Annotated in this window: 15 protein-coding genes, 1 tRNA gene and 1 pseudogene; 7 read left to right on the forward strand and 10 right to left on the reverse strand. The window is 69.5% G+C overall.

The features are described 5' to 3' along the window. Nucleotides 1–12 precede the first annotated feature (12 nt). Nucleotides 13–591 carry a dCTP deaminase gene (dcd, locus tag Aut01nite_RS19520; protein ID WP_043525753.1) on the reverse strand — a complete coding sequence of 193 codons (579 nt, stop codon included), beginning with the start codon at nt 589–591 and terminating at the stop codon, nt 13–15. Nucleotides 592–666: 75 nt separating this feature from the next. Here dcd and Aut01nite_RS19525 point away from each other — a divergent pair, with 75 nt between their 5' ends. Both Aut01nite_RS19525 and Aut01nite_RS19530 read left to right on the forward strand, forming a co-directional pair. Further along, nucleotides 667–1,173 (forward strand): pyridoxamine 5'-phosphate oxidase family protein, encoded by a 507-nt coding sequence (locus tag Aut01nite_RS19525; protein WP_043525754.1) that lies wholly within the window; start codon nt 667–669, stop codon nt 1,171–1,173. 316 nt (nt 1,174–1,489) lie between these two features. Further along, nucleotides 1,490–1,563, forward strand: a tRNA-Gly gene (locus Aut01nite_RS19530). A gap of 16 nt (nt 1,564–1,579) precedes the next feature. Here the strand turns inward: Aut01nite_RS19530 and Aut01nite_RS45130 are convergent. From Aut01nite_RS45130 to Aut01nite_RS19555, 5 genes and pseudogenes are all read right to left on the reverse strand, one after another. Continuing rightward, nucleotides 1,580–1,855 (reverse strand): annotated as a pseudogene (locus Aut01nite_RS45130) (hypothetical protein); the annotation flags it as partial. A 278-nt stretch (nt 1,856–2,133) separates the two neighbouring features. After that, a complete protein-coding gene (locus Aut01nite_RS19540; protein ID WP_052163823.1) occupies nt 2,134–3,390 on the reverse strand; it encodes a phospholipase D-like domain-containing protein in 1,257 nt (418 codons plus the stop codon). 136 nt (nt 3,391–3,526) lie between these two features. Continuing rightward, the gene (locus Aut01nite_RS19545) at nt 3,527–4,432 is read right to left on the reverse strand and encodes a LamG-like jellyroll fold domain-containing protein (RefSeq protein ID WP_043525755.1); all 906 of its coding nucleotides are present in this window, start codon (nt 4,430–4,432) and stop codon (nt 3,527–3,529) included. A gap of 112 nt (nt 4,433–4,544) precedes the next feature. Further along, the gene (locus Aut01nite_RS19550) at nt 4,545–5,585 is read right to left on the reverse strand and encodes a hemolysin family protein (protein WP_043525756.1); all 1,041 of its coding nucleotides are present in this window, start codon (nt 5,583–5,585) and stop codon (nt 4,545–4,547) included. 69 nt (nt 5,586–5,654) lie between these two features. Next, the gene (locus Aut01nite_RS19555) at nt 5,655–6,989 is read right to left on the reverse strand and encodes a hemolysin family protein (RefSeq protein WP_043525757.1); all 1,335 of its coding nucleotides are present in this window, start codon (nt 6,987–6,989) and stop codon (nt 5,655–5,657) included. A gap of 90 nt (nt 6,990–7,079) precedes the next feature. Here Aut01nite_RS19555 and Aut01nite_RS19560 point away from each other — a divergent pair, with 90 nt between their 5' ends. Beyond that, nucleotides 7,080–7,742 carry a GOLPH3/VPS74 family protein gene (locus Aut01nite_RS19560; protein WP_043525758.1) on the forward strand — a complete coding sequence of 221 codons (663 nt, stop codon included), beginning with the start codon at nt 7,080–7,082 and terminating at the stop codon, nt 7,740–7,742. A gap of 53 nt (nt 7,743–7,795) precedes the next feature. On the opposite strand, the gene Aut01nite_RS19565 is transcribed toward Aut01nite_RS19560, so the two are convergent. Next, a complete protein-coding gene (locus Aut01nite_RS19565; protein WP_043525759.1) occupies nt 7,796–9,949 on the reverse strand; it encodes a (Fe-S)-binding protein in 2,154 nt (717 codons plus the stop codon). Between the two features lie 177 nt (nt 9,950–10,126). Next, on the reverse strand, nt 10,127–10,390 hold the full coding sequence (locus Aut01nite_RS19570; protein ID WP_043525760.1) for a cell division protein CrgA: 264 nt from the start codon (nt 10,388–10,390) through the stop codon (nt 10,127–10,129). A gap of 175 nt (nt 10,391–10,565) precedes the next feature. Between Aut01nite_RS19570 and Aut01nite_RS19575 the strand changes: the two genes are divergently transcribed. Genes Aut01nite_RS19575 through Aut01nite_RS19590 form a run of 4 tightly spaced genes read left to right on the forward strand, consistent with a single transcriptional unit; the run spans nt 10,566 to nt 14,087 of the window. Continuing rightward, nucleotides 10,566–11,363 (forward strand): DUF881 domain-containing protein, encoded by a 798-nt coding sequence (locus tag Aut01nite_RS19575; protein WP_043525761.1) that lies wholly within the window; start codon nt 10,566–10,568, stop codon nt 11,361–11,363. Next, a complete protein-coding gene (locus Aut01nite_RS19580) occupies nt 11,363–13,168 on the forward strand; it encodes a class E sortase (RefSeq protein ID WP_201775528.1) in 1,806 nt (601 codons plus the stop codon). Before Aut01nite_RS19575 ends, Aut01nite_RS19580 begins: the two co-directional genes overlap by 1 nt. Before the next feature lie 3 nt (nt 13,169–13,171). Beyond that, nucleotides 13,172–13,432 (forward strand): hypothetical protein, encoded by a 261-nt coding sequence (locus tag Aut01nite_RS19585; protein WP_043525763.1) that lies wholly within the window; start codon nt 13,172–13,174, stop codon nt 13,430–13,432. 4 nt (nt 13,433–13,436) lie between these two features. Next, entirely contained in the window at nt 13,437–14,087 is a 651-nt protein-coding gene (locus Aut01nite_RS19590) for an aminodeoxychorismate/anthranilate synthase component II (protein ID WP_043525764.1), read from the forward strand. A 59-nt stretch (nt 14,088–14,146) separates the two neighbouring features. On the opposite strand, the gene pknB is transcribed toward Aut01nite_RS19590, so the two are convergent. Continuing rightward, the gene (gene pknB / locus Aut01nite_RS19595; protein ID WP_043525765.1) at nt 14,147–15,937 is read right to left on the reverse strand and encodes a Stk1 family PASTA domain-containing Ser/Thr kinase; all 1,791 of its coding nucleotides are present in this window, start codon (nt 15,935–15,937) and stop codon (nt 14,147–14,149) included. Then, nucleotides 15,934–17,295, reverse strand: a complete 1,362-nt coding sequence (locus Aut01nite_RS19600; protein ID WP_043525766.1) for a serine/threonine-protein kinase — start codon at nt 17,293–17,295, stop codon at nt 15,934–15,936. The genes pknB and Aut01nite_RS19600 overlap by 4 nt, the downstream gene beginning before the upstream one ends. Nucleotide 17,296 lies beyond the last annotated feature (1 nt).

The raw sequence follows: 17,296 nt of genomic DNA on the forward strand, positions 1-17,296 counted from the left end.
TCGGTCAGCGGGTCAGCGCGTCGACCAGGTGCGGAAGTTCAGCGCCGAGCGGCTCGCGGTCGGACCGCGCTGACCCTGGTAACGCGAGCCGTAGACGGCCGAACCATACGGATGCTCGGCCGGGCTGGAGAGCCGGAAGATGCACAGCTGACCGATCTTCATCCCCGGCCACAGCTTGATCGGCAGATTGGCCACGTTGGAGAGCTCCAGCGTGACGTGCCCGGAGAAGCCCGGGTCGATGAAACCCGCCGTCGAGTGGGTGAGCAGGCCGAGCCGTCCCAGGCTGCTCTTGCCCTCCAGCCGGGCCGCCAGGTCGTGTCCGAGAGTGACCACTTCTAGCGTCGATGCCAGCACGAACTCGCCCGGGTGCAACACGAACGGCTGACCGTCCTCCACCTCGACCGGGGCGGTCAGCTCGTCCTGCTGCTCGGCCGGGTCGATGTGCGTGTACAGGTGGTTGTTGAACACCCGGAAGAAGCGGTCCAGCCGAACGTCGATGCTGGACGGCTGCATGAGCGCCGGCTCGAATGGCTCGAGTGAGAGTCCACCGGACTTGATCTCGGCGGCCAGGTCACGGTCGGAGAGCAGCATCGCAACACCATACCGACCTGCCCGAATCGGCGTGTTCGCTGGCCGGGTCGAACATGTGTTCGATAGAATGCGGGTATGGCTTCCTGGTCCGATTTCGCGGTCGCCGAGCCCACGCTCGCCGACGGCATCCGTGCGCTCCTGCAGCAGTACGGCCCCGGCATGGGCTATCTGGCGACGATCCGCCCCGATGGTGGCCCACGGGTCCACCCGGTCTCGCCGGTCTTCACCGGCGACGGGCTCTACTGCTTCATCGTCGACTCGCCGAAACGCCGCGACCTGGAACGCGACGGGCGCTACGCCCTCCACGCCTACCCACCCGAGGACAACGACGACGAGGCCTGCCTGACCGGCCGGGCCCTCCCGGTCCGCGATCCGCTCACCGTCGCCCACCTGGCCGGCGCGCTGCACGCCTCCCCCGACGTCGACTGGCGCCTGTTCGAGCTGACCGTCGAGACCGCGATGCTGCGCCGCCACGGCCCGGCCGGCGCGCTGCCGCTGGCCGCTACCCCGTTCCTGCCGGCTTACGCCCGCACGTGGCGGGCCCCCAGCCCGTCCCGGCCCACCCTCGCCATTGCCGGCTGACCACCCCATCGGCCACATCCTCGCCGTCGGCGGCTGACCGCTCACCTCGTCCGCTACATGCTGGCCATCTCCGGCTGACCACTCACCTCGTCCGCTACATCCTGGCCATCTCCGGCTGATCACCCCGGTCCAGCAGGCGCCGGCCGCCGCACGCCCACGCCTATCTCCGGCTGACCACCCGGTCCAGCAGGTGCCGGCTGCCGCACGTCCACGCTCATCTCCGGCTGACCGCTCCGGCCCATCCGCTACGCCCGCAAACCGCTCCCCGGGGCGGTGCCGCCACCGACTCGGATAATCAGGTACAGTGAGGCAGCTTGCGGGTGTAGTTCAATGGCAGAACATCAGCTTCCCAAGCTGACAGCGCGGGTTCGATTCCCGTCACCCGCTCCACTTGCCGGAGCCCTGGTCAGGACACATGTCCTGCCAGGGCTTCCGTCGTTCCAGCGGCTGAAAACGGCTGCATGTGCCATTGACCCGCCGTGGTGGCCGTTTCTCCGCCCTCGGCGGCCCGCTTCGCCTTGCGCTTGCTGGGCTTGCGTCAGCCGGCCTTGACCGCCCTGTCCATCGCATCGGCGATGCCGTGATCGGCCTCCTGGTCGGTGTGCTGGTAGATCTGTGCGGCGCCCGGACTGTCGTGCCCCATCCGCGCCATGATGTCGCGCAGGCTCGCGCCCTCCGCCCTCCGCCCGGCGCCCTCCGCCCGGCGCCCTCCGCCCGGCGCCCGGCGCCCTCCGCCCGGCGCCCTCCGCCCGGCGCTGGCACGCGCCACCGCCGACACCGCTGCATGGACATCTACGGTTCTTTACGCGCCACAGCTGTCCACGCAACAGCCCGGTGGCGAAGGTGGTGGTCGCGACATGGTCGGGGCTCGCGTCCTCTGATGGTCACCGACGGGTCTCAGACGACAGATGAGGGCCCTGGCGGACGACAGTCCTGCCAGGGCCCTCAGTCAAGCAGCGGTCAGCAGCCGGGGTTGGACGCGGCGCAGGCGGTGCCGTTGTTGTAGGCGTCGTTGAAGTGGTTGTAGAAGGCGTTGTAGAGAGGGTGTGAAGTGGTCGGCTCCGGGGCCATCTTCACGAAGATCTCTTCGTTGTCGGTGAGGGCGTCGGCGCTCCAGTTCTGCGAACCGGTGTAGACGCGGTACTGGTAGGTGGTGCCGAACTTGGCGTAGAGGGCGAAGAACTTGTCGTGCACCTTCGCCTTCTTGCGGATCTTGATGCCGGCGCCCAGCAGGTCCTGGTAGACGCTCTCGGTCATGTTGATCGAGGGGTCGGTGTCGCTCTTGGTGCCGACGACCATCCAGATCTGGCAGCCGGCCGACTTGAACCTCTTCACCAGGCTGACCAGGCCGGGACGGCCCGAGGTCACGAACGACATGCCGATGCGCAGCCGGCAGTTCGCGTCCGGGGTGGCGTCGTTGAGCCGGGTGACGATGGTGTCGGTCTCGCCGGCCTGCTCGGGTGAGGCGTACGCGTCCGCGGCGGCGGCCTGGTAGTAGCCACGGCCGGAGGCGGCGTCGTAGTAGTCGTTGTCGGTGTAGTGCCTGCGGTTCCACATGTCGGTGAAGTTGGCGTTGAAACCGTTGTAGAGCGCGGTGTCGCCGTACACCGTGATGGTGTTGTTGAACGAGTCGGGACCGGTCGCGTAGGTCAGGTTCGCCGAACCGAACCACGAGACGTTGTTACGGGTGACGCCGTTCGGGTCGGCCGTGGTGCTGAAGGTGAACATCTTCGTGTGCATGTCACCGTCGGCGCTGGTGCTGATGCAGGCGCGCCCGTCCCCGTACGTGCAGAACCTGTGGTTGGTCAGGGTCTTGATCGCCTTGACCGCGGTGTTGTTGTTCGTGGTGTCGAGGTCTTTGTTCTTGCCGTCGATGACGACCGAGACGTTGACGTTCCGGTTCTGCGCGTTCACCAGGGCGTTCGCCACCGCGGGGATGCTCAGCGAGTGGATGGTCCCGCGGATGGTGGACGTCGCCGGCGCGGCGTTGATCAGCCGGATGAGCTCGTTGGTGATGGTGTGGTCGCGGTTGCTGAACGCGGGCGGGTTGTTGAAGTGTGCCCAGACCGGGTGGCCACCGATCGTCACCCCCGCCGAGGACACGGCCGCCGCTTCGACGGTCTCCTCCTCCTCGGCCATCGCCGCGGTGGGCAGGCTGAGGGTCACGGTGGTCAGGGCCAGGGCCGTCCCGGCCCGCAGGAACAGGTGTCGCCGCAAAGGAAATGCCTCCCCATCGTTCACGATCGCTACGAGAGTGGGAGTATGGCCGCCTCTTCGACGAGCGTCAATCTGCTGGTCAGAGCCTTTGTGGAGGGGTCAGCCCGGAACCCGTGCCGTAGCAACCGGCGGCGGGTTACGAGCTGTCGCCGATGGCGATGAAGACGTCGTCGATCGCGCCGGCGAACTGATCGTTTCCGGGCGCCGGGCCCTTGCCGCCGACCCGCAACGGCTCGGCGTTGGCGATGGCGAGCTGGGACGGCACCGGTACCCACGCGCGGGGCGCGCCGTCGACGAACATGATCAGGCGGGTCGCGGTGCGACGGCACTCCAGGTCGTGCCAGACGCCGTCGGCGACGTCGATCCACGATTCGGCGCGGTAGATGCGGGCCCGCAGGCCGGCGATCACGCAGCTCGGATGCCCCTGCCGGTGATCGACCTGGAGCTTGTACTGGCTGACGCCGCCGACCGAGTAGCCCTTCTGCAGGACGTTCGCACCGTCGGCGAGGTCGGCGTGGGTCATCCGGATGGAGGCGCCGTAGCGCAGCGGCCGGGTGCCGGGATTGAGGCTGTCGTCGCGCAGACCTTCGAGGATCGCCCGGGGGCAGTCCCTTTCCCGCGGAAGGTGGCATCGGTCCGGATAGGCGACGGCAAGACCGGACCCTTGCGGTACGAGTCTCAGCGCACCCCCGTTCTGCCCGAGCGGGCGCAGTTCGTGCCCACCGTCGGCGTCGGCGATCGGCCTGCCGACCCCGTCGTCGAAGTCGTAGTGCACGGCGAACGGCCCACCGGCGATCCGGATGCGGCCCGGCGGGATGGGTGCGGAGAAGGCGCCGACGTTGCTCAGGAAACCCGGGCGGGCCCGGCTCGCGGCCAGTGTCGGGGCGACGGTCGTGGCGCTGGGCGACGGCTGGCTGTGACCGGCGGGCGGCCGGGGCCCGGCGACCGACGGGGTGTGTTGCAGGAGAAGCGTGATCGCGCCCAGGACCAGCGACGCTGACAGGACGCCTGTCGATACGGTGTGCCGCCGAGAGTGAAGCATGAAGACTATTGTCCGGATTGTCGCGTGAGGACCGAACCGCAACACCCAAGGACGGCGAATACACCCATACGTGTTCGCCCGAACCACCGAATCCGTTGCGGGGTAACGCAGATCACCGCATCCGTGCCGCCGGATGTGCCGCGCCGGCCGGTTCACCGATCACCGCGTGCAGCACGTCGTCCAGAGTGATCACTCCGAGCGGCCGCTGCCCGTCGCTGACCAGCACGATGTGCAGGCGGTCGCGGCGCATGGTGAGCAGCAGGTCGGCCAGGCTCCGATCCGGCGGCACCACACCGAGCGGCCGGATCACCTCGGGCGGAATGGGCAGGCGGCGCTGTGCTCCGGCGTACCCCAGGATGTCTTTGACGTGCACGAAGCCCAGCACCCGCCGGGTGTCGCGCTGCACCACCGGGAACCGTGACCGCCCGCTGCGGGTCGCCACCGCCTCCAGCGTCGCCGGTGACACGTCGGCGGCCACCGTGGTCACCCGGGACCACGGCAGCAGGGTGTCGGCGGCGGTGCGGTTGCTGAGGCCGAGAGCGGCGTGGATCCGGGCGTACTGCTCGGAACCGAGCAGGCCCTCGCTGCGTGCCTGGGTGACCATGCCGGCCAGTTCCTCGGCGGTGAAGACGGTCTTGACCGAGTCGGTCGTCTCGATCTTCCACAGCTTCAGGATCATCTTGGAGGCCCAGCGCATCGCGTTGAGCAGCGGCTTGGTGGCGGTGCAGAACGCCAGCATGAACGGGCCCAGGATGAGCGCCGAGCGTTCCGGCCCGGCCAGCGTGATGTTCTTCGGGACCATCTCGCCGACCACCGTGTGCAGGAACGTCACGATCATCAGGGCCAGCACGAACGCGATCGGGTGCACCGCGTTCTCCGGCATGCCGATCGCATGGAACGGGCCCTCCAGCAGGTGCGCCACGGTCGGTTCGGCGATCGCGCCGAGCACCAGGGTGCAGATCGTGATGCCGAGCTGCGCCCCGGCGATCATCAGCGGGATCTGGCTCATCGCCGACAGCGCCCAGCGGGCCGCCTTCGACGTCGCGGCGAGCGGTTCCAGCGCGGTGCGCCGGGACGCGATGAGGGCGAACTCGCCGCCGACGAACAGCCCGTTGCCGATCAGCAGCACCGCGACGAACAGCAGCTCGTTCATGCCGTCACCGCCGCTGCGCTCCGGTACCGCCGTGCCGTGGAACCCGAACGGGCCGAATCGTTCGCAGGCTCAGTCATTGGCCGGCTCCGGCGGCGCGACCACGCGCACCTGCTCGATCCGGTGGCGGTCGACCTCCATCACGGTGAACTCCCACCCGTCTTCCTCCAGCGACTCACCGGCGACCGGGATGTGGCCGAGGCGGGCGAGCAGGAAACCGGCAAGCGTCTCGTACGGCCCCTCGGGCAGCCGGAACCCGGTCTGCTCGTGCACCTCGTCCTCCCGTAGGACGCCGTCGACCAGGAACGTCTTCTCCCCGCCCGGGGCGGTCAGCTCGCTGGTGCCGGTCTCGTCGAGATCGGTGTCGTACTCGTCGGCGATCTCCCCGACCAGTTCCTCGATCAGATCCTCGGTGCTGACCACGCCGTCGGTGCCGCCGTACTCGTCGACGACGATGGCCAGGTCGGCCCCCGCCGCCCGGAGCGCCTCCAGGACCTTGTCCAGCCCGAGGCTCTCCGGCACGTAGACCGGCTCCCGGGCCACCGCGGACACCCGGGTGGCGGCCCGGCGCTCGGGCGGCACACCGAGCGCGTCGTTGACGCCGACCACCCCGGTGACGACGTCGAGAGTGTTCTCGTACACCGGGAAACGGGTGTGCCCGGTCTCGCGAGCCACCGTGATCAGGTCGGCGACGCTGGCGGTGGTCTTGAGCCCGACCACGTCGACCCGTGGGGTCATCGCCTTGGCCGCCCGTTTCTCGCCGAACCGGATGGTGCGGCGCAGCAGGGTGGCGGTCTCGGTGGGCAGCGCGCCGGCCGAGGCGCTGATCGCGGCGAGCAACCCCAGCTCCTCCGGCGAACGGGCGCTGGCCAACTCCTCCTGCGGCTCGATGCCGAGCCGGCGGACCAGCCAGTTCGCGGTGCCGTTGAGCGCGGCGATCAACCATCTCAGCAGGGTCGAGAAGGCGCGCAGCGGGCCGGCGGTCCGCAGGGCGATGCCCATCGGGCGGGCCAGCGCCGCGTTCTTCGGCACCAGCTCGCCGAAGAGCATCGACAGCAGCGTCGCCACGACCAGGGCGAGCACGTGGGTGATCGTCTCGGTGGACTCACCGGCGATCGGCTCCACCACCGGGTTGAAGATGGTCGAGAGCGCGGGCTGGGCCAGGTAACCGGTGAGCAGCGCGGTGAGCGTGATGCCGAGCTGGGCGCCGGAGAGCTGGAAGGAGAGCTCGTGCAGGGCGGTGCGGACCTTGACGGCCCGGCGGTCGCCGGCGGCGGCCCGGCCGTCGATCTCCACCCGGTCCACGGTGACCAACCCGAACTCGGCCGCCACGAAGAACGCGTTGCCCATCGTGAGCAGCGCGAACGCCACCAACGGGAGCACCGCGGTCAGGAACAGCCCGTCCATGATCGATTCACCTCGGACCTCATTCTGCCGGACCGGGACCACCCACCACTAACCGTGCCGGGTGTGACATCCCGTCCTAATCTTCGGGGCATGAACCTGATGGAAGAGTTCACGCTTCTCGCGTTCGACGACGACGGCCGCAAGATCGTCGACAGCACCCGCCTCGATTACACGCTGGGTGGCGCGATCCTGCTGGAGTTGGCGCTGGCCGAGCGCATCGAGGTGGTGGACAAGAAGGTCGTGGTCCGGGACCCGTCGGCGACCGGCGACGAGCTTCTGGACCAGAGCCTCACCCGGATCGCCACCGACACCAAGAGTCGCAAGCCGGGCCACTGGGTGCAGAAATTCGCCAAGGGAACCCGGCAGCGGGTGCTCGACGATCTGGTCGCCGCCGGGGTGCTGCGGGCCGAGGAGGGCAAGTTCCTGATCATCTTCCCGCAGACCCGGTACCCCTCGGCCGCCGGTGGTGAGCCGGTGGTGGAGACGGAGGCACGGGCGCGGATGCGGGCGGCCATCGAGGGTACGGGCGAGGCGGATCCCCGTACCTCCGCGCTCTGTGCCCTGGTCGCCGCCAGCGACACCAGCCGCAAGGTCTTCGCCGACCTGGACCGCAAGCTGGTCAAGAGGCGCCTGAAGGAGATCAGCGAGGGCGCCTGGGCCGCCGCCGCGGTGAAACGGGCGATCGAGGAGGTCTTCGCCGCAGTGGCCGCCAGTGGGGCCGCCGTCGCCGCCGCTGCCGCCGCCGGGTCCTGAGATGCGACGAGGCCGCCGGTCAGCGTGACCGGCGGCCTCGTCCAGCAGGTACGTCAGGCGTCCTGTTTGAGCGAGCGGAGCAGGACGGTAGCCACGTCGACCACCTCGACCTCTTCCTGCTTGCCCTTGCCGGTGACCCCGTCACCGATCATCGTGTAACAGAACGGGCAGCCCACGGCGATCGTCTTCGCGCCGGTGGCCAGGGCCTCCTCGGTGCGCTCGACGTTGATCCGCTTGCCGATCCGCTCCTCCATCCACATCCGGGCGCCGCCGGCGCCGCAGCAGAAGGACCGTTCCTGGTTGCGCGGCATCTCCACGACGTCACCCTGGATGGCGTTGCCGAGCAGCTCACGGGGAGCGTCGAAGACCCGGTTGTGCCGGCCCAGGTAGCAGGGGTCGTGGTAGGTGACGCCGCCGTCGACCGGCTGCACCGGGGTGAGCTTGCCGGTGGCGACCAGGTGGGCCAGCAGCTGGGTGTGGTGGACCACCTCGACCTTCAGGCCGAGCTGCTCGTACTCGTTGCCCAGGGTGTTGAAGCAGTGCGGGCAGGTCGCCACGATCTTCTTGCTCTTCTGGCCCTCGAAGGCCTCGTTGAGCGTCTCCACGTTCTGCTGGGCGAGCATCTGGAAGATGAACTCGTTGCCGATCCGGCGGGCCGGGTCACCGGTGCAGGTCTCCCCCTCACCGAGGATGGCGTAGCTGACGCCGGCCTCGTTGAGCAGCGTGGCCACCGCGCGGGTGGTCTTCTTGGCCCGGTCCTCGAACGCGCCGGCGCAACCGACCCAGAACAGGTACTCGAACTCCTCGACCTCGCCGACCCTCGGCACCTCGAAGTCCAGACCCTTGGTCCAGTCCTCGCGGGTGTTCTGCGGGGCGCCCCACGGGTTGCCCTTGTTCTCCAGGTTGCGCAGCATCACGCCGGCCTCGGAGGGGAAGCTCGACTCGATCAGCACCTGGTAACGGCGCATGTCGACGATGTGGTCGATGTGCTCGATGTCGACCGGGCACTGCTCGACACAGGCGCCGCAGGTGGTGCACGACCACAGCACGTCCGGGTCGATGACGCCCTGGTCCTCGGCGGTGCCGATCAGGGGCCGGTTGCCCTCGGCGAGGGCGAGGACGTCCATGTGCGCCAGCTGCGCCTCGGTCGCCTTCTCCTCGCCCATCAGGTCCTTGCCGCCGCCGGCGAGGAGATAGGGGGCCTTGGCGTACGCGTGGTCACGCAGGCTGAGGACCAGCAGTTTCGGTGACAGCGGCTTGGCGGTGTTCCACGCCGGGCACTGCGACTGGCAGCGGCCGCACTCGGTGCAGGTGGAGAAGTCGAGCAGACCCTTCCAGGTGAACTGCTCGACCTGGTTGACACCGAAGAGGTCCTTCTCCGGGTCGGCCTCCTCGAAGTCCAGCGGCTTGCCCTCGCTCATCATCGGCTTCAGCGCGCCGAGACCGGAACCGGCCGGCTTCTCCGGGCTGCGCTTGAAGTAGATGTTGAAGAACGCGAGGAACCGGTGCCAGGCCACACCCATGGTCGGGTTCAGCGAGATGGTGATCAGCCAGCTCATCGAGATCAGGATCTTGATGAGCGCCATCCAGGTGGCGCCGTCCTCCCAGGCCGGGAGCACCGAGCCGATCGCGTGGCTGAGCGGGGTGGCCCACAACGGGTACTCGAAGTGGTCGGTGGCGACCTTGAAGCCCCGGATCAGGAACCCGAAGACCAGAACGCCGACGATGATGGCCTCGACGAAGTACGCCTGCCACATGGTGGAGCCCAGGAACCGGCTGCGTTTCACCGCCCCCGGCTTCTGCCGCTGACGCACGAACACCAGGTACAGGATGCCGATCGTGCCCAGGATCCCGATCCACTCGGTGACCAGGCCGAAGACCACCCAGTGCCCGATGATCGGCAGGCCCAGGTTCGGGTCCACCACCTCGAAGTAAGCCTCGAGCACGAGCGACGAGAGGATGACGAACGAGACCATGACGAACCAGTGGGCCGCGCCGATCGCGCTCCACTTCAGCATCCTGGTGTGACCGACGGTCTCCACCAGCATGGTCTTCGTCCGGGTTTTCGGGTCGGCGAAGCGGGCGGGGTCGGGCTGACCCTGGCGGATCACGGCGGTGATCGTCATGACGGCCTTGACCGCCAGGTAGACGGCTACCACCGTGATTGCCGCCGCTAAGACGGTGGCGATTATCTGCGCGTAGCCCATCTGGTTGTGCCTCCTCGGTCGGCGGTGCGCCAGCCCATGTTACTCACGAGTAATAGACGGGCGCGCGCCGAAGGTCAAGGGAGTGCGCCCCCACGCCGAAAGCGCACCCCACGCAAGGCGGGGGTGCGCTCGCTTCTGCAGTTTTTCACGTGACCGCGGGACCGCGACCTGTGACATTTACCGCCAGCGGGAGAGCAGGCCCAGCGAGGCCACCATGCAGCCGAAGCCGACCGCGAGGTTCCAGTACTCCCAGCTGGCCACCGGCCACTGCTGCGAGGACAGGTAGTAGACGACCAGCCAGGCGATGCCGACGACGATCAAAGTCACCGCGGTGACCGGCAGCCAGACCGGACTCGGCTTGTTGGACGCACCCTTGACTGCCGGAGCGATGTCCGTCGGCGGGGTGTAGACCTTCTTCTTGCGAACCTGTGACTTCGGCACGGTGCTCTCCTGAGGGCAACAAGTGGTGAACAACCCACCGCTGAGCGGCTCCGGAAGTCCCGAATGCTGCCCGTGGCGAATACTGTTCGCCAGCTAGCGTAGTCAAGGCAGTACGCGGACAGGCACCCGCCGGGGCGAGAAAATACCCCGCGCGTCTGTTTCTGAGGGAGGCTGGGTGGTCGTTCAAGGAGGTGGAGCCTCCTGGCAGCTGGTTTTCCGGCGGCTCGCGCGGGGTCTGCGACCCCGGCGTGACCGCCGCAGATCCGTCTGGTCGGTGGGGGTTCCGCTGATCGCGCTGGCGGCGGGTCTGCTGTTCACCACGTCCGCGACCACCGCCGACGGTACGGCACTGCGCGACGACCGCCGGTTGCAACTGACGCAATTGATCGCGGAGAAGCGCAAGCGCCTGGAGGCCAACGAGAAGAGGGCCGCCGACCTGCTCGCCCGGGTCGACCAGGAGACCGCCCGGCTGACCGAGCTGGACAAACCGGCCCGGGATCAGGCGGTCGCGCTGCGCCAGTCGGCCGGCTTCTCGAAGCTGAGCGGACCGGGCATGACCGTCACTCTCAACGACTCCCCGCGCCGGGGATCCGACTTCGGCGACAACGCCCCGAACAATGACGATCTGGTCGTCCACCAGGGCGATGTCCAGGCTGTCGTCAACGCCCTGTGGGCCGGCGGGGCGGAAGCCATGACGATCATGGATGTCCGGGTGATCTCCACCAGCGCGGTACGCTGTGTCGGCAACACGCTGCTCCTCCACGGCCAGGTCTTCTCGCCGCCATTCAAGATCACCGCAATCGGCGAACCCACAACGATGAGTCGTGCGTTGGATTCCGCGGAGGGTGTCAGGGAGTTCCGGCAGGCCGCCGCCGACTTCGGGCTCGGTTACACGGAAAATGTGGAGAAGAACGTGACAGTGCAGGCGTACGACGGATCGACCGACCTCCGATCGGCGCAGGCCGCCCAGTGATGGTTCCCCCCGAGCAGCCCACCGGCCGGTCCGGCCGGCACCGCGCCCCGGACTCCGACGGGCAGACCGCGTACATCCCCCGGATCACCGACGCCTCGCCGGACGGTGTGCCCGGCGGCCCGCTCGCACCGCCGGTCGGCCCGGGCGGCAACGTCGACCCCCGCCCGGCCCGTCCCGCCCTCGACGACATCAGCGCCGCGGCCGCGGCGGCCCGCCGCCGCGCCGGATCCGACCCGGTGACGACGGCCCCCGCAGACGATCTGAGCGCCCCGGCCACCCCGGTGCCCAATCAGACCCCGAATCGGCCGATCTCGCCGCCCAGAGAGCCGCTCAGGGCCCCGCAGGCGGCCACGCCGGAGATTCAGGGCAGCGAGACGACGGCGTGGGCGCCGCTCGACGCACGGACGGACCAGGCGCTCCAGGGATGGTCCCGGGCCGGCTCGGCCTGGCCGCCGCCGGAGATTCCGGCGGTGCCGACGGGCCCTGCTCCGGCTCCGGGCTCGTTCCCGGCCCCGCCCTCGGTCCCAGGTCTGGCTCCGGGCGCGGTCCCGGGCTTGGCTCCAGCGCCCAACTCCACTCCGGCTCCGGGCGCGGTCCCGGGCCTGACTCCGGCATCGGCGGCCCCGGGCTCGGTGCCCGGCTTCGCTCCCACTTCGGGCTCGGTGCCCGGCCTGGCTGCGGCTCCGGGAGGTCCAGGCCCGGTGCCTGGCTTGACTCCGGCTCCGGGATCTCCGGGCCAGGTCCCAGGTTCGACTCCGGCTCCGGGCTGGGCGGCCGGGCCGACGCGAGATCCGAGTCCCACCACGATCATCCCTACCGTCGACGCCCCGACCGGCATCCTGCCCACCGTCACCCCGGGCAAGCCCGCCATCCCGCCCGTCCTCCCGCCGGGGAGCGTGGCCCAGGCCGCTCGCGAGGCGGCCGGCCCGGACGGCGTGATCGGCGCGGCCTCGGTGACCGCCGTCCCGGTGGCCCCCCGGCCCGCCGACCCGGGGGACGGCCTGCCCGACCTCACCGAGCCCGAACCGGTGAAACGGGGCGAGCGGGTGGTCAAGCTCCGGCCGGAGCAGACCGACGAGGGTTACAAGAGCGTCTATTCCGAGCTCACCCGCCCGACCGTCGGTTCACGCATCCGCGCCGGCATCCGCACCTCCGGCGAACTGATGATCACCTTCGGGCTGGTCGTCCTGCTCTTCGCCGGCTACCAGGTCTTCGGCAACTCGGCGGCGGTCGACTCCGAGCAGGACAGCCTCACCCAGGAGCTGGACGAGGCGTGGGCCGACCCGACCGTGGCCCCGACCGCGAGCACTCCGGCCAAGCAGGGCCCGGCCGCGCCCGGGGCGAACCTGGTCGGCCGCCTCTACATCCCGAAATTCGACAAGAAGTGGGTGGTCGTCGACGGCGTGCAGCCCGACGACATCCGCTACGCGCCGGGCCACTACCCGGAGACCGCCAAGCCCGGCCAGATCGGCAACTTCTCGGTCGCCGGGCACCGGGTGCGGAAGATCTTCTGGCGGCTCGACGAGATGGAGGACGGCGACGTCATCGGCGTGGAGACCCGCGACAAGTGGTACGTGTACCACGTCTACCAGCAGGAGATCGTCAAGCCGAACCAGGTCGAGGTGGTCGCCGCGGTCCCCGGCAAGCCGAAGGCCAAACCGACGAAGGCGCTGCTCACTCTCACCACGTGCAACCCGAAGTTCAACAACTACGAGCGCCTGATCATCCACGCCGAGCTGGTCAAGACGGTTCCACGGAACCAGGCCCTGCCGGACGCCGGCATGCCGGCCGAGATGAAGGCCTGACGCATGTACGCGTGGATCTGGCGGAGACTCCCGGGTGGCCTCTGGGTCAAGGTGACCTGCTCGCTCGTGCTGGTCATGGCCGTCGGCGCCCTGCTGTGGTACGTGGTGTTCCCGTGGGCCACCCCGCTGCTGCCCTTCGACGACGTGCAGGTCGAGGCCGGCACCGGTGAGGACGCCGGCACCACCGTCCCCGGCGACGAGGGCCCCGACGAGCTGCCCTACAGCACCACCTCCAATCAGCCCCCTCCGAGCTCCAGCAGGTGATGACGTGCGCATTCTGGTGATCGACAATTACGACTCGTTCGTCTTCAACCTGGTCCAGTACCTGGAACAGCTCGGTGCGGAGTGCGAGGTCCGGCGCAACGACGAGATCACGGTCGCCGAGGCCGGCGCGTTCGGCGCGGCCGGGATCCTGCTCTCGCCCGGTCCCGGCGAGCCGACCCGGGCCGGGATCATGATGGACGTGATTCGGGAGTACGCCGGGAAGATCCCGATGTTCGGCGTCTGCCTGGGTCATCAGGCGATCGGGGCGGCCTTCGGGGCGACCGTCACCCGCGCTCCCGAACTGCTGCACGGCAAGACCTCCGAGGTCCACCACAAGGGCGCCGGCGTGCTCGCCGGGCTGCCGGACCCGTTCACCGCCACCCGGTACCACTCGCTCGCGGTGCTGCCGGAGACGCTGCCCGCCGAGATCGAGGTGACCGGCACGACCGGATCCGGCGTGGTCATGGCGATGCGCCACCGTGATCTGCCGATCGAGGGCGTGCAGTTCCACCCCGAGTCGGTGCTGACCGAGGGCGGGCACACCATGCTGGCGAACTGGCTGGCCTCATGCGGGCTCCCGTCGGCCCTGGAGAAGGCTCCGCCGCTGGCCGCCGAGGTGGAGACTCGCCGCCGGGCGGCCTTCGCCACCGCCTGACCCGCCGCATCCACGCAGAAGGCCGGTGCCCCCCGCTCGGGGTCACCGGCCTTCTCGCGTCAGTTCTCTTCCTCGCCACCCGCCCCGGTGCCGTTGCCGTTGCCGGGGCCGGCCGACGCCGAGTCGCTCGGGTTCGGGGTCTGCACCGCGTCGATGACCTGAAGCTCGATCTTGCTGCCCTTGAGGACTTCCTTGCCCGGCGTGACGTCCTGGTCCACGACGGTGCCTGGGGTGCCGTCGGCCAGCACCTTGATGACCACGCCTTGCAGACCGCTCTGCTCGAGCAGGAGCTGGCAGGCCTCCAGCCCGCGGTTCTTGCACTCTGGCGCCTTGACCATGTTGCCCTTGGAGACCTTCACGGTGATCGTCTCGCCCGGCTCGACCGATTCGCCTTCGCTCTCCACCTCCAGCACGGTGTCCTTCTCGGCCGTACCGTTGATGTTCTGGACCCTGACCTCGAGCTTGAGATCCTCCAGCGTCTTCCGGACGTCATCGATGTTGTCGCCCTTGAGACCCGACGGGATGGAAATCTTGTCGGGCTCGTTGCAGAGCTGGTAACCGACCTTGGTGGTGATCTCCACCGACAGACCCGCCTTCGGGTCCTGGTTGATCACCGTGCCCTTGCAGTCCTGGCCCGTCGTCGGCGGCAACGCGACGATGTTGGTGAACTTCGCCTTGGTCAGCTCCGCCCGCGCCTGCGGGGCCGTCAAATTCTTCAGGTTTGGCACGGTCGACTTCTCGACCTGGGCGACCGGCTCCTTGTCCTTGTCGTTGCTCTTGCTCGTCGCCAGGGCCACGCCCAGCACGACGACCACGAGCACGGCCAGACCGGCGACCACGGCCATCACCCAGGAGGACCGGCTCTCCGGCTTCTGCTGTGGCGGCGCCATCGTGGCACCCATCGGGCGATGCACCGTGGTGGCGCCGGCCGGCGGCCACTGCTGCCCGCCGCCGGTCATCGCCACCGTCTCGTCCTGGCTCATCACCGGCGTCGCCATCACCGGGCGGCCGGAGACGGCGCGCAGCGCGTCGGCGCGCATCTCCTGGGCGCTCTGGTAACGGTTGAGCGGGTTCTTGGAGAGCGCCTTCAGCACGATCGCGTCGACGTCCGGCGGGACGTCGCGGACGATCGAGCTGGGCACCCGCGGTTCCTCCCGGACGTGCTGGTAGGCGACGCTGACCGGGCTGTCGCCGACGAACGGGGGCTGGCCGATGACCAGCTCGAAGAGGACACAGCCGGCGGCGTACACATCGGAGCGGGCGTCCACGGACTCGCCGCGGGCCTGCTCGGGGGACAGATATTGTGCGGTGCCGATGACCGCGCTGGTCTGCGTCATCGTGGTGGCGCCGCTGGCCAGCGCCCGGGCGATGCCGAAGTCCATCACCTTGACCTGGCCGTTCTGCGTGATCATCACGTTGCCGGGCTTGATGTCCCGGTGGATGATCCCGTGCCGGTGGCTGAACTCCAGCGCGGCGCAGATGTCGGCGATGGTCTCCAGGGCGCGGCGTGGCTGCAGCCGCTGCTCCTGGGCGAGGACCTCCTTGAGAGTCCGTCCGTTGACGAACTCCATCACGATGAACGGCAGCTTCTCGCCGGTGGGCGAGATCTCCTCGCCGGTGTCGTAGACGGCGACGATGGCCGGGTGGTTCAGGGCTGCCGAGTTCTGTGCCTCGCGGCGGAACCGCTCCAGGAAGGTGGCGTCGCGGGCGAGATCCGTCCGGAGCATCTTGATCGCGACGTCGCGACCGAGACGCAGGTCGCGCCCACGGTGCACCTCGGCCATGCCGCCGTAGCCGAGCAGCTCGCCGACCTGGTACCTGCCACCGAGCAGGCGGGCCTGCGCCGTCATAACGTCTGTCGTCCTTCGTTCGGTCGGAACCGGCCGAGCTGGGCATCGGCCTTCATAAGACGGTACGACGCCACCGACACAGGGTCAGCGACCACGCCCGAGCGGAGGATAGCCGGGGAGCTGCTGTGATAGCCCAGCGTCGGGCTCCCGGCGGAGGTGCTGTTGCGGTCTCGTAACAGGAAAGAGATCACCCCGGCGCACAGCAGCACGAGCAGTGCCAGCACCACAGCGAGGACGAGCAGAACCTGACGGCCGAAGGAGCTCTCCGGCTTGGCGGCCGAGGGGTGAGCGGCCGGCGGATGGTAGGCGTTGTTGACCGGTGGAACCGGCTGCGGCCGGTACGGCGGCGGGGCCGGCGACATCGGCTGCGCGATCGGCGCCGGGGCCGGCACGGACGCGGCGCCGCGGGCGCCGGAGACCGGGCGCGGCACGGCCGCCCGGGCCGCTCCCGAGGACGGCGCCCCGGACTGCGGGCGGTTCGGCGGGGCGCTGATCGGATGCGCGTTCTGCATCGGCGGGGCGGACTGCTGCTGCGCGGTGGTCAGCGAGGACGCCGCCTGCCGGGCCACCGAGGCCATCGCCGAGGCGCTGGGCCAGCGGGCCGACGGGTCCTTGGCCATGGCCCGGTCCACGATGGCGCGGACCGACGGCGGGATGTCGGCGGGCAGCGGGCGCGGGGTCTCCCGCACGTGCTTCATCGCGATCTCGATCGGGGTGGCCCCGTCGAACGGCCGGTGGCCGGAGAGGCACTGGTAGGCGACGACACCCAGCGCGTACACATCGGAGGCCGCGGTGGCGACGTCGCCGGCCGCCTGCTCCGGCGAGATGTACGACGCGGTGCCGAGCACCGCGCCGGCCACCGTGAGCTGACCGACGAGCGCCGAGCGGGCGATGCCGAAGTCGGTGAGCACCAGGGTGCCGTTGGGGCGTACCAGCAGGTTGCCGGGTTTGACGTCGCGGTGGACGATCCCGTTGAGGTGCGCCGCGTGCAGCGCGTCGGCGGCCTGCGCGACCAGCGCCATGGTCCGTGCCGGCGTCAGCCGGCCGACCCGGCTCAGCGTCCGGGAGAGGGCGTCCCCCTCGATGTACTCCATCACCAGGAAGGCGATCTGCTGATCGCTGCCGTAGTCGTAGACGTCCACGACACCGGGGTGGTTGATGGTGGCCATGGTCCGCGCCTCGCCACGGAAACGCTCGGCGAAACCGGGCTCGTCGAGGAGGGCGGGCAGCAGGATCTTGACCGCGACGGTCCGGCCGAGCACGTCGTCGATGCCGCGCCAGACATCGCCCATGCCGCCGCCGGCGATCCGCTCCTCCAAGCGGTATCGCCCCCCGAGTGTGACCCCCGGGCGGATCATG

Source organism: Actinoplanes utahensis, from assembly GCF_016862455.1.
In the GTDB taxonomy this organism is placed as follows: domain Bacteria; phylum Actinomycetota; class Actinomycetes; order Mycobacteriales; family Micromonosporaceae; genus Actinoplanes; species Actinoplanes utahensis.

Coding starts and splice junctions, on each gene's coding strand:
- Aut01nite_RS19550 (WP_043525756.1), bottom strand. CDS start 5,585: ATGAACGAGCTGCTGTTCGTCGCGGTGCTGCTGATCGGCAACGGGCTG.
- pknB (WP_043525765.1), bottom strand. CDS start 15,937: ATGACGGCGCAGGCCCGCCTGCTCGGTGGCAGGTACCAGGTCGGCGAG.
- Aut01nite_RS19555 (WP_043525757.1), bottom strand. CDS start 6,989: ATGGACGGGCTGTTCCTGACCGCGGTGCTCCCGTTGGTGGCGTTCGCG.
- Aut01nite_RS19525 (WP_043525754.1), top strand. CDS start 667: ATGGCTTCCTGGTCCGATTTCGCGGTCGCCGAGCCCACGCTCGCCGAC.
- Aut01nite_RS19565 (WP_043525759.1), bottom strand. CDS start 9,949: ATGGGCTACGCGCAGATAATCGCCACCGTCTTAGCGGCGGCAATCACG.
- Aut01nite_RS19560 (WP_043525758.1), top strand. CDS start 7,080: ATGAACCTGATGGAAGAGTTCACGCTTCTCGCGTTCGACGACGACGGC.
- Aut01nite_RS19545 (WP_043525755.1), bottom strand. CDS start 4,432: ATGCTTCACTCTCGGCGGCACACCGTATCGACAGGCGTCCTGTCAGCG.
- Aut01nite_RS19600 (WP_043525766.1), bottom strand. CDS start 17,295: ATGATCCGCCCGGGGGTCACACTCGGGGGGCGATACCGCTTGGAGGAG.
- Aut01nite_RS19580 (WP_201775528.1), top strand. CDS start 11,363: ATGGTTCCCCCCGAGCAGCCCACCGGCCGGTCCGGCCGGCACCGCGCC.
- Aut01nite_RS19585 (WP_043525763.1), top strand. CDS start 13,172: ATGTACGCGTGGATCTGGCGGAGACTCCCGGGTGGCCTCTGGGTCAAG.
- dcd (WP_043525753.1), bottom strand. CDS start 591: ATGCTGCTCTCCGACCGTGACCTGGCCGCCGAGATCAAGTCCGGTGGA.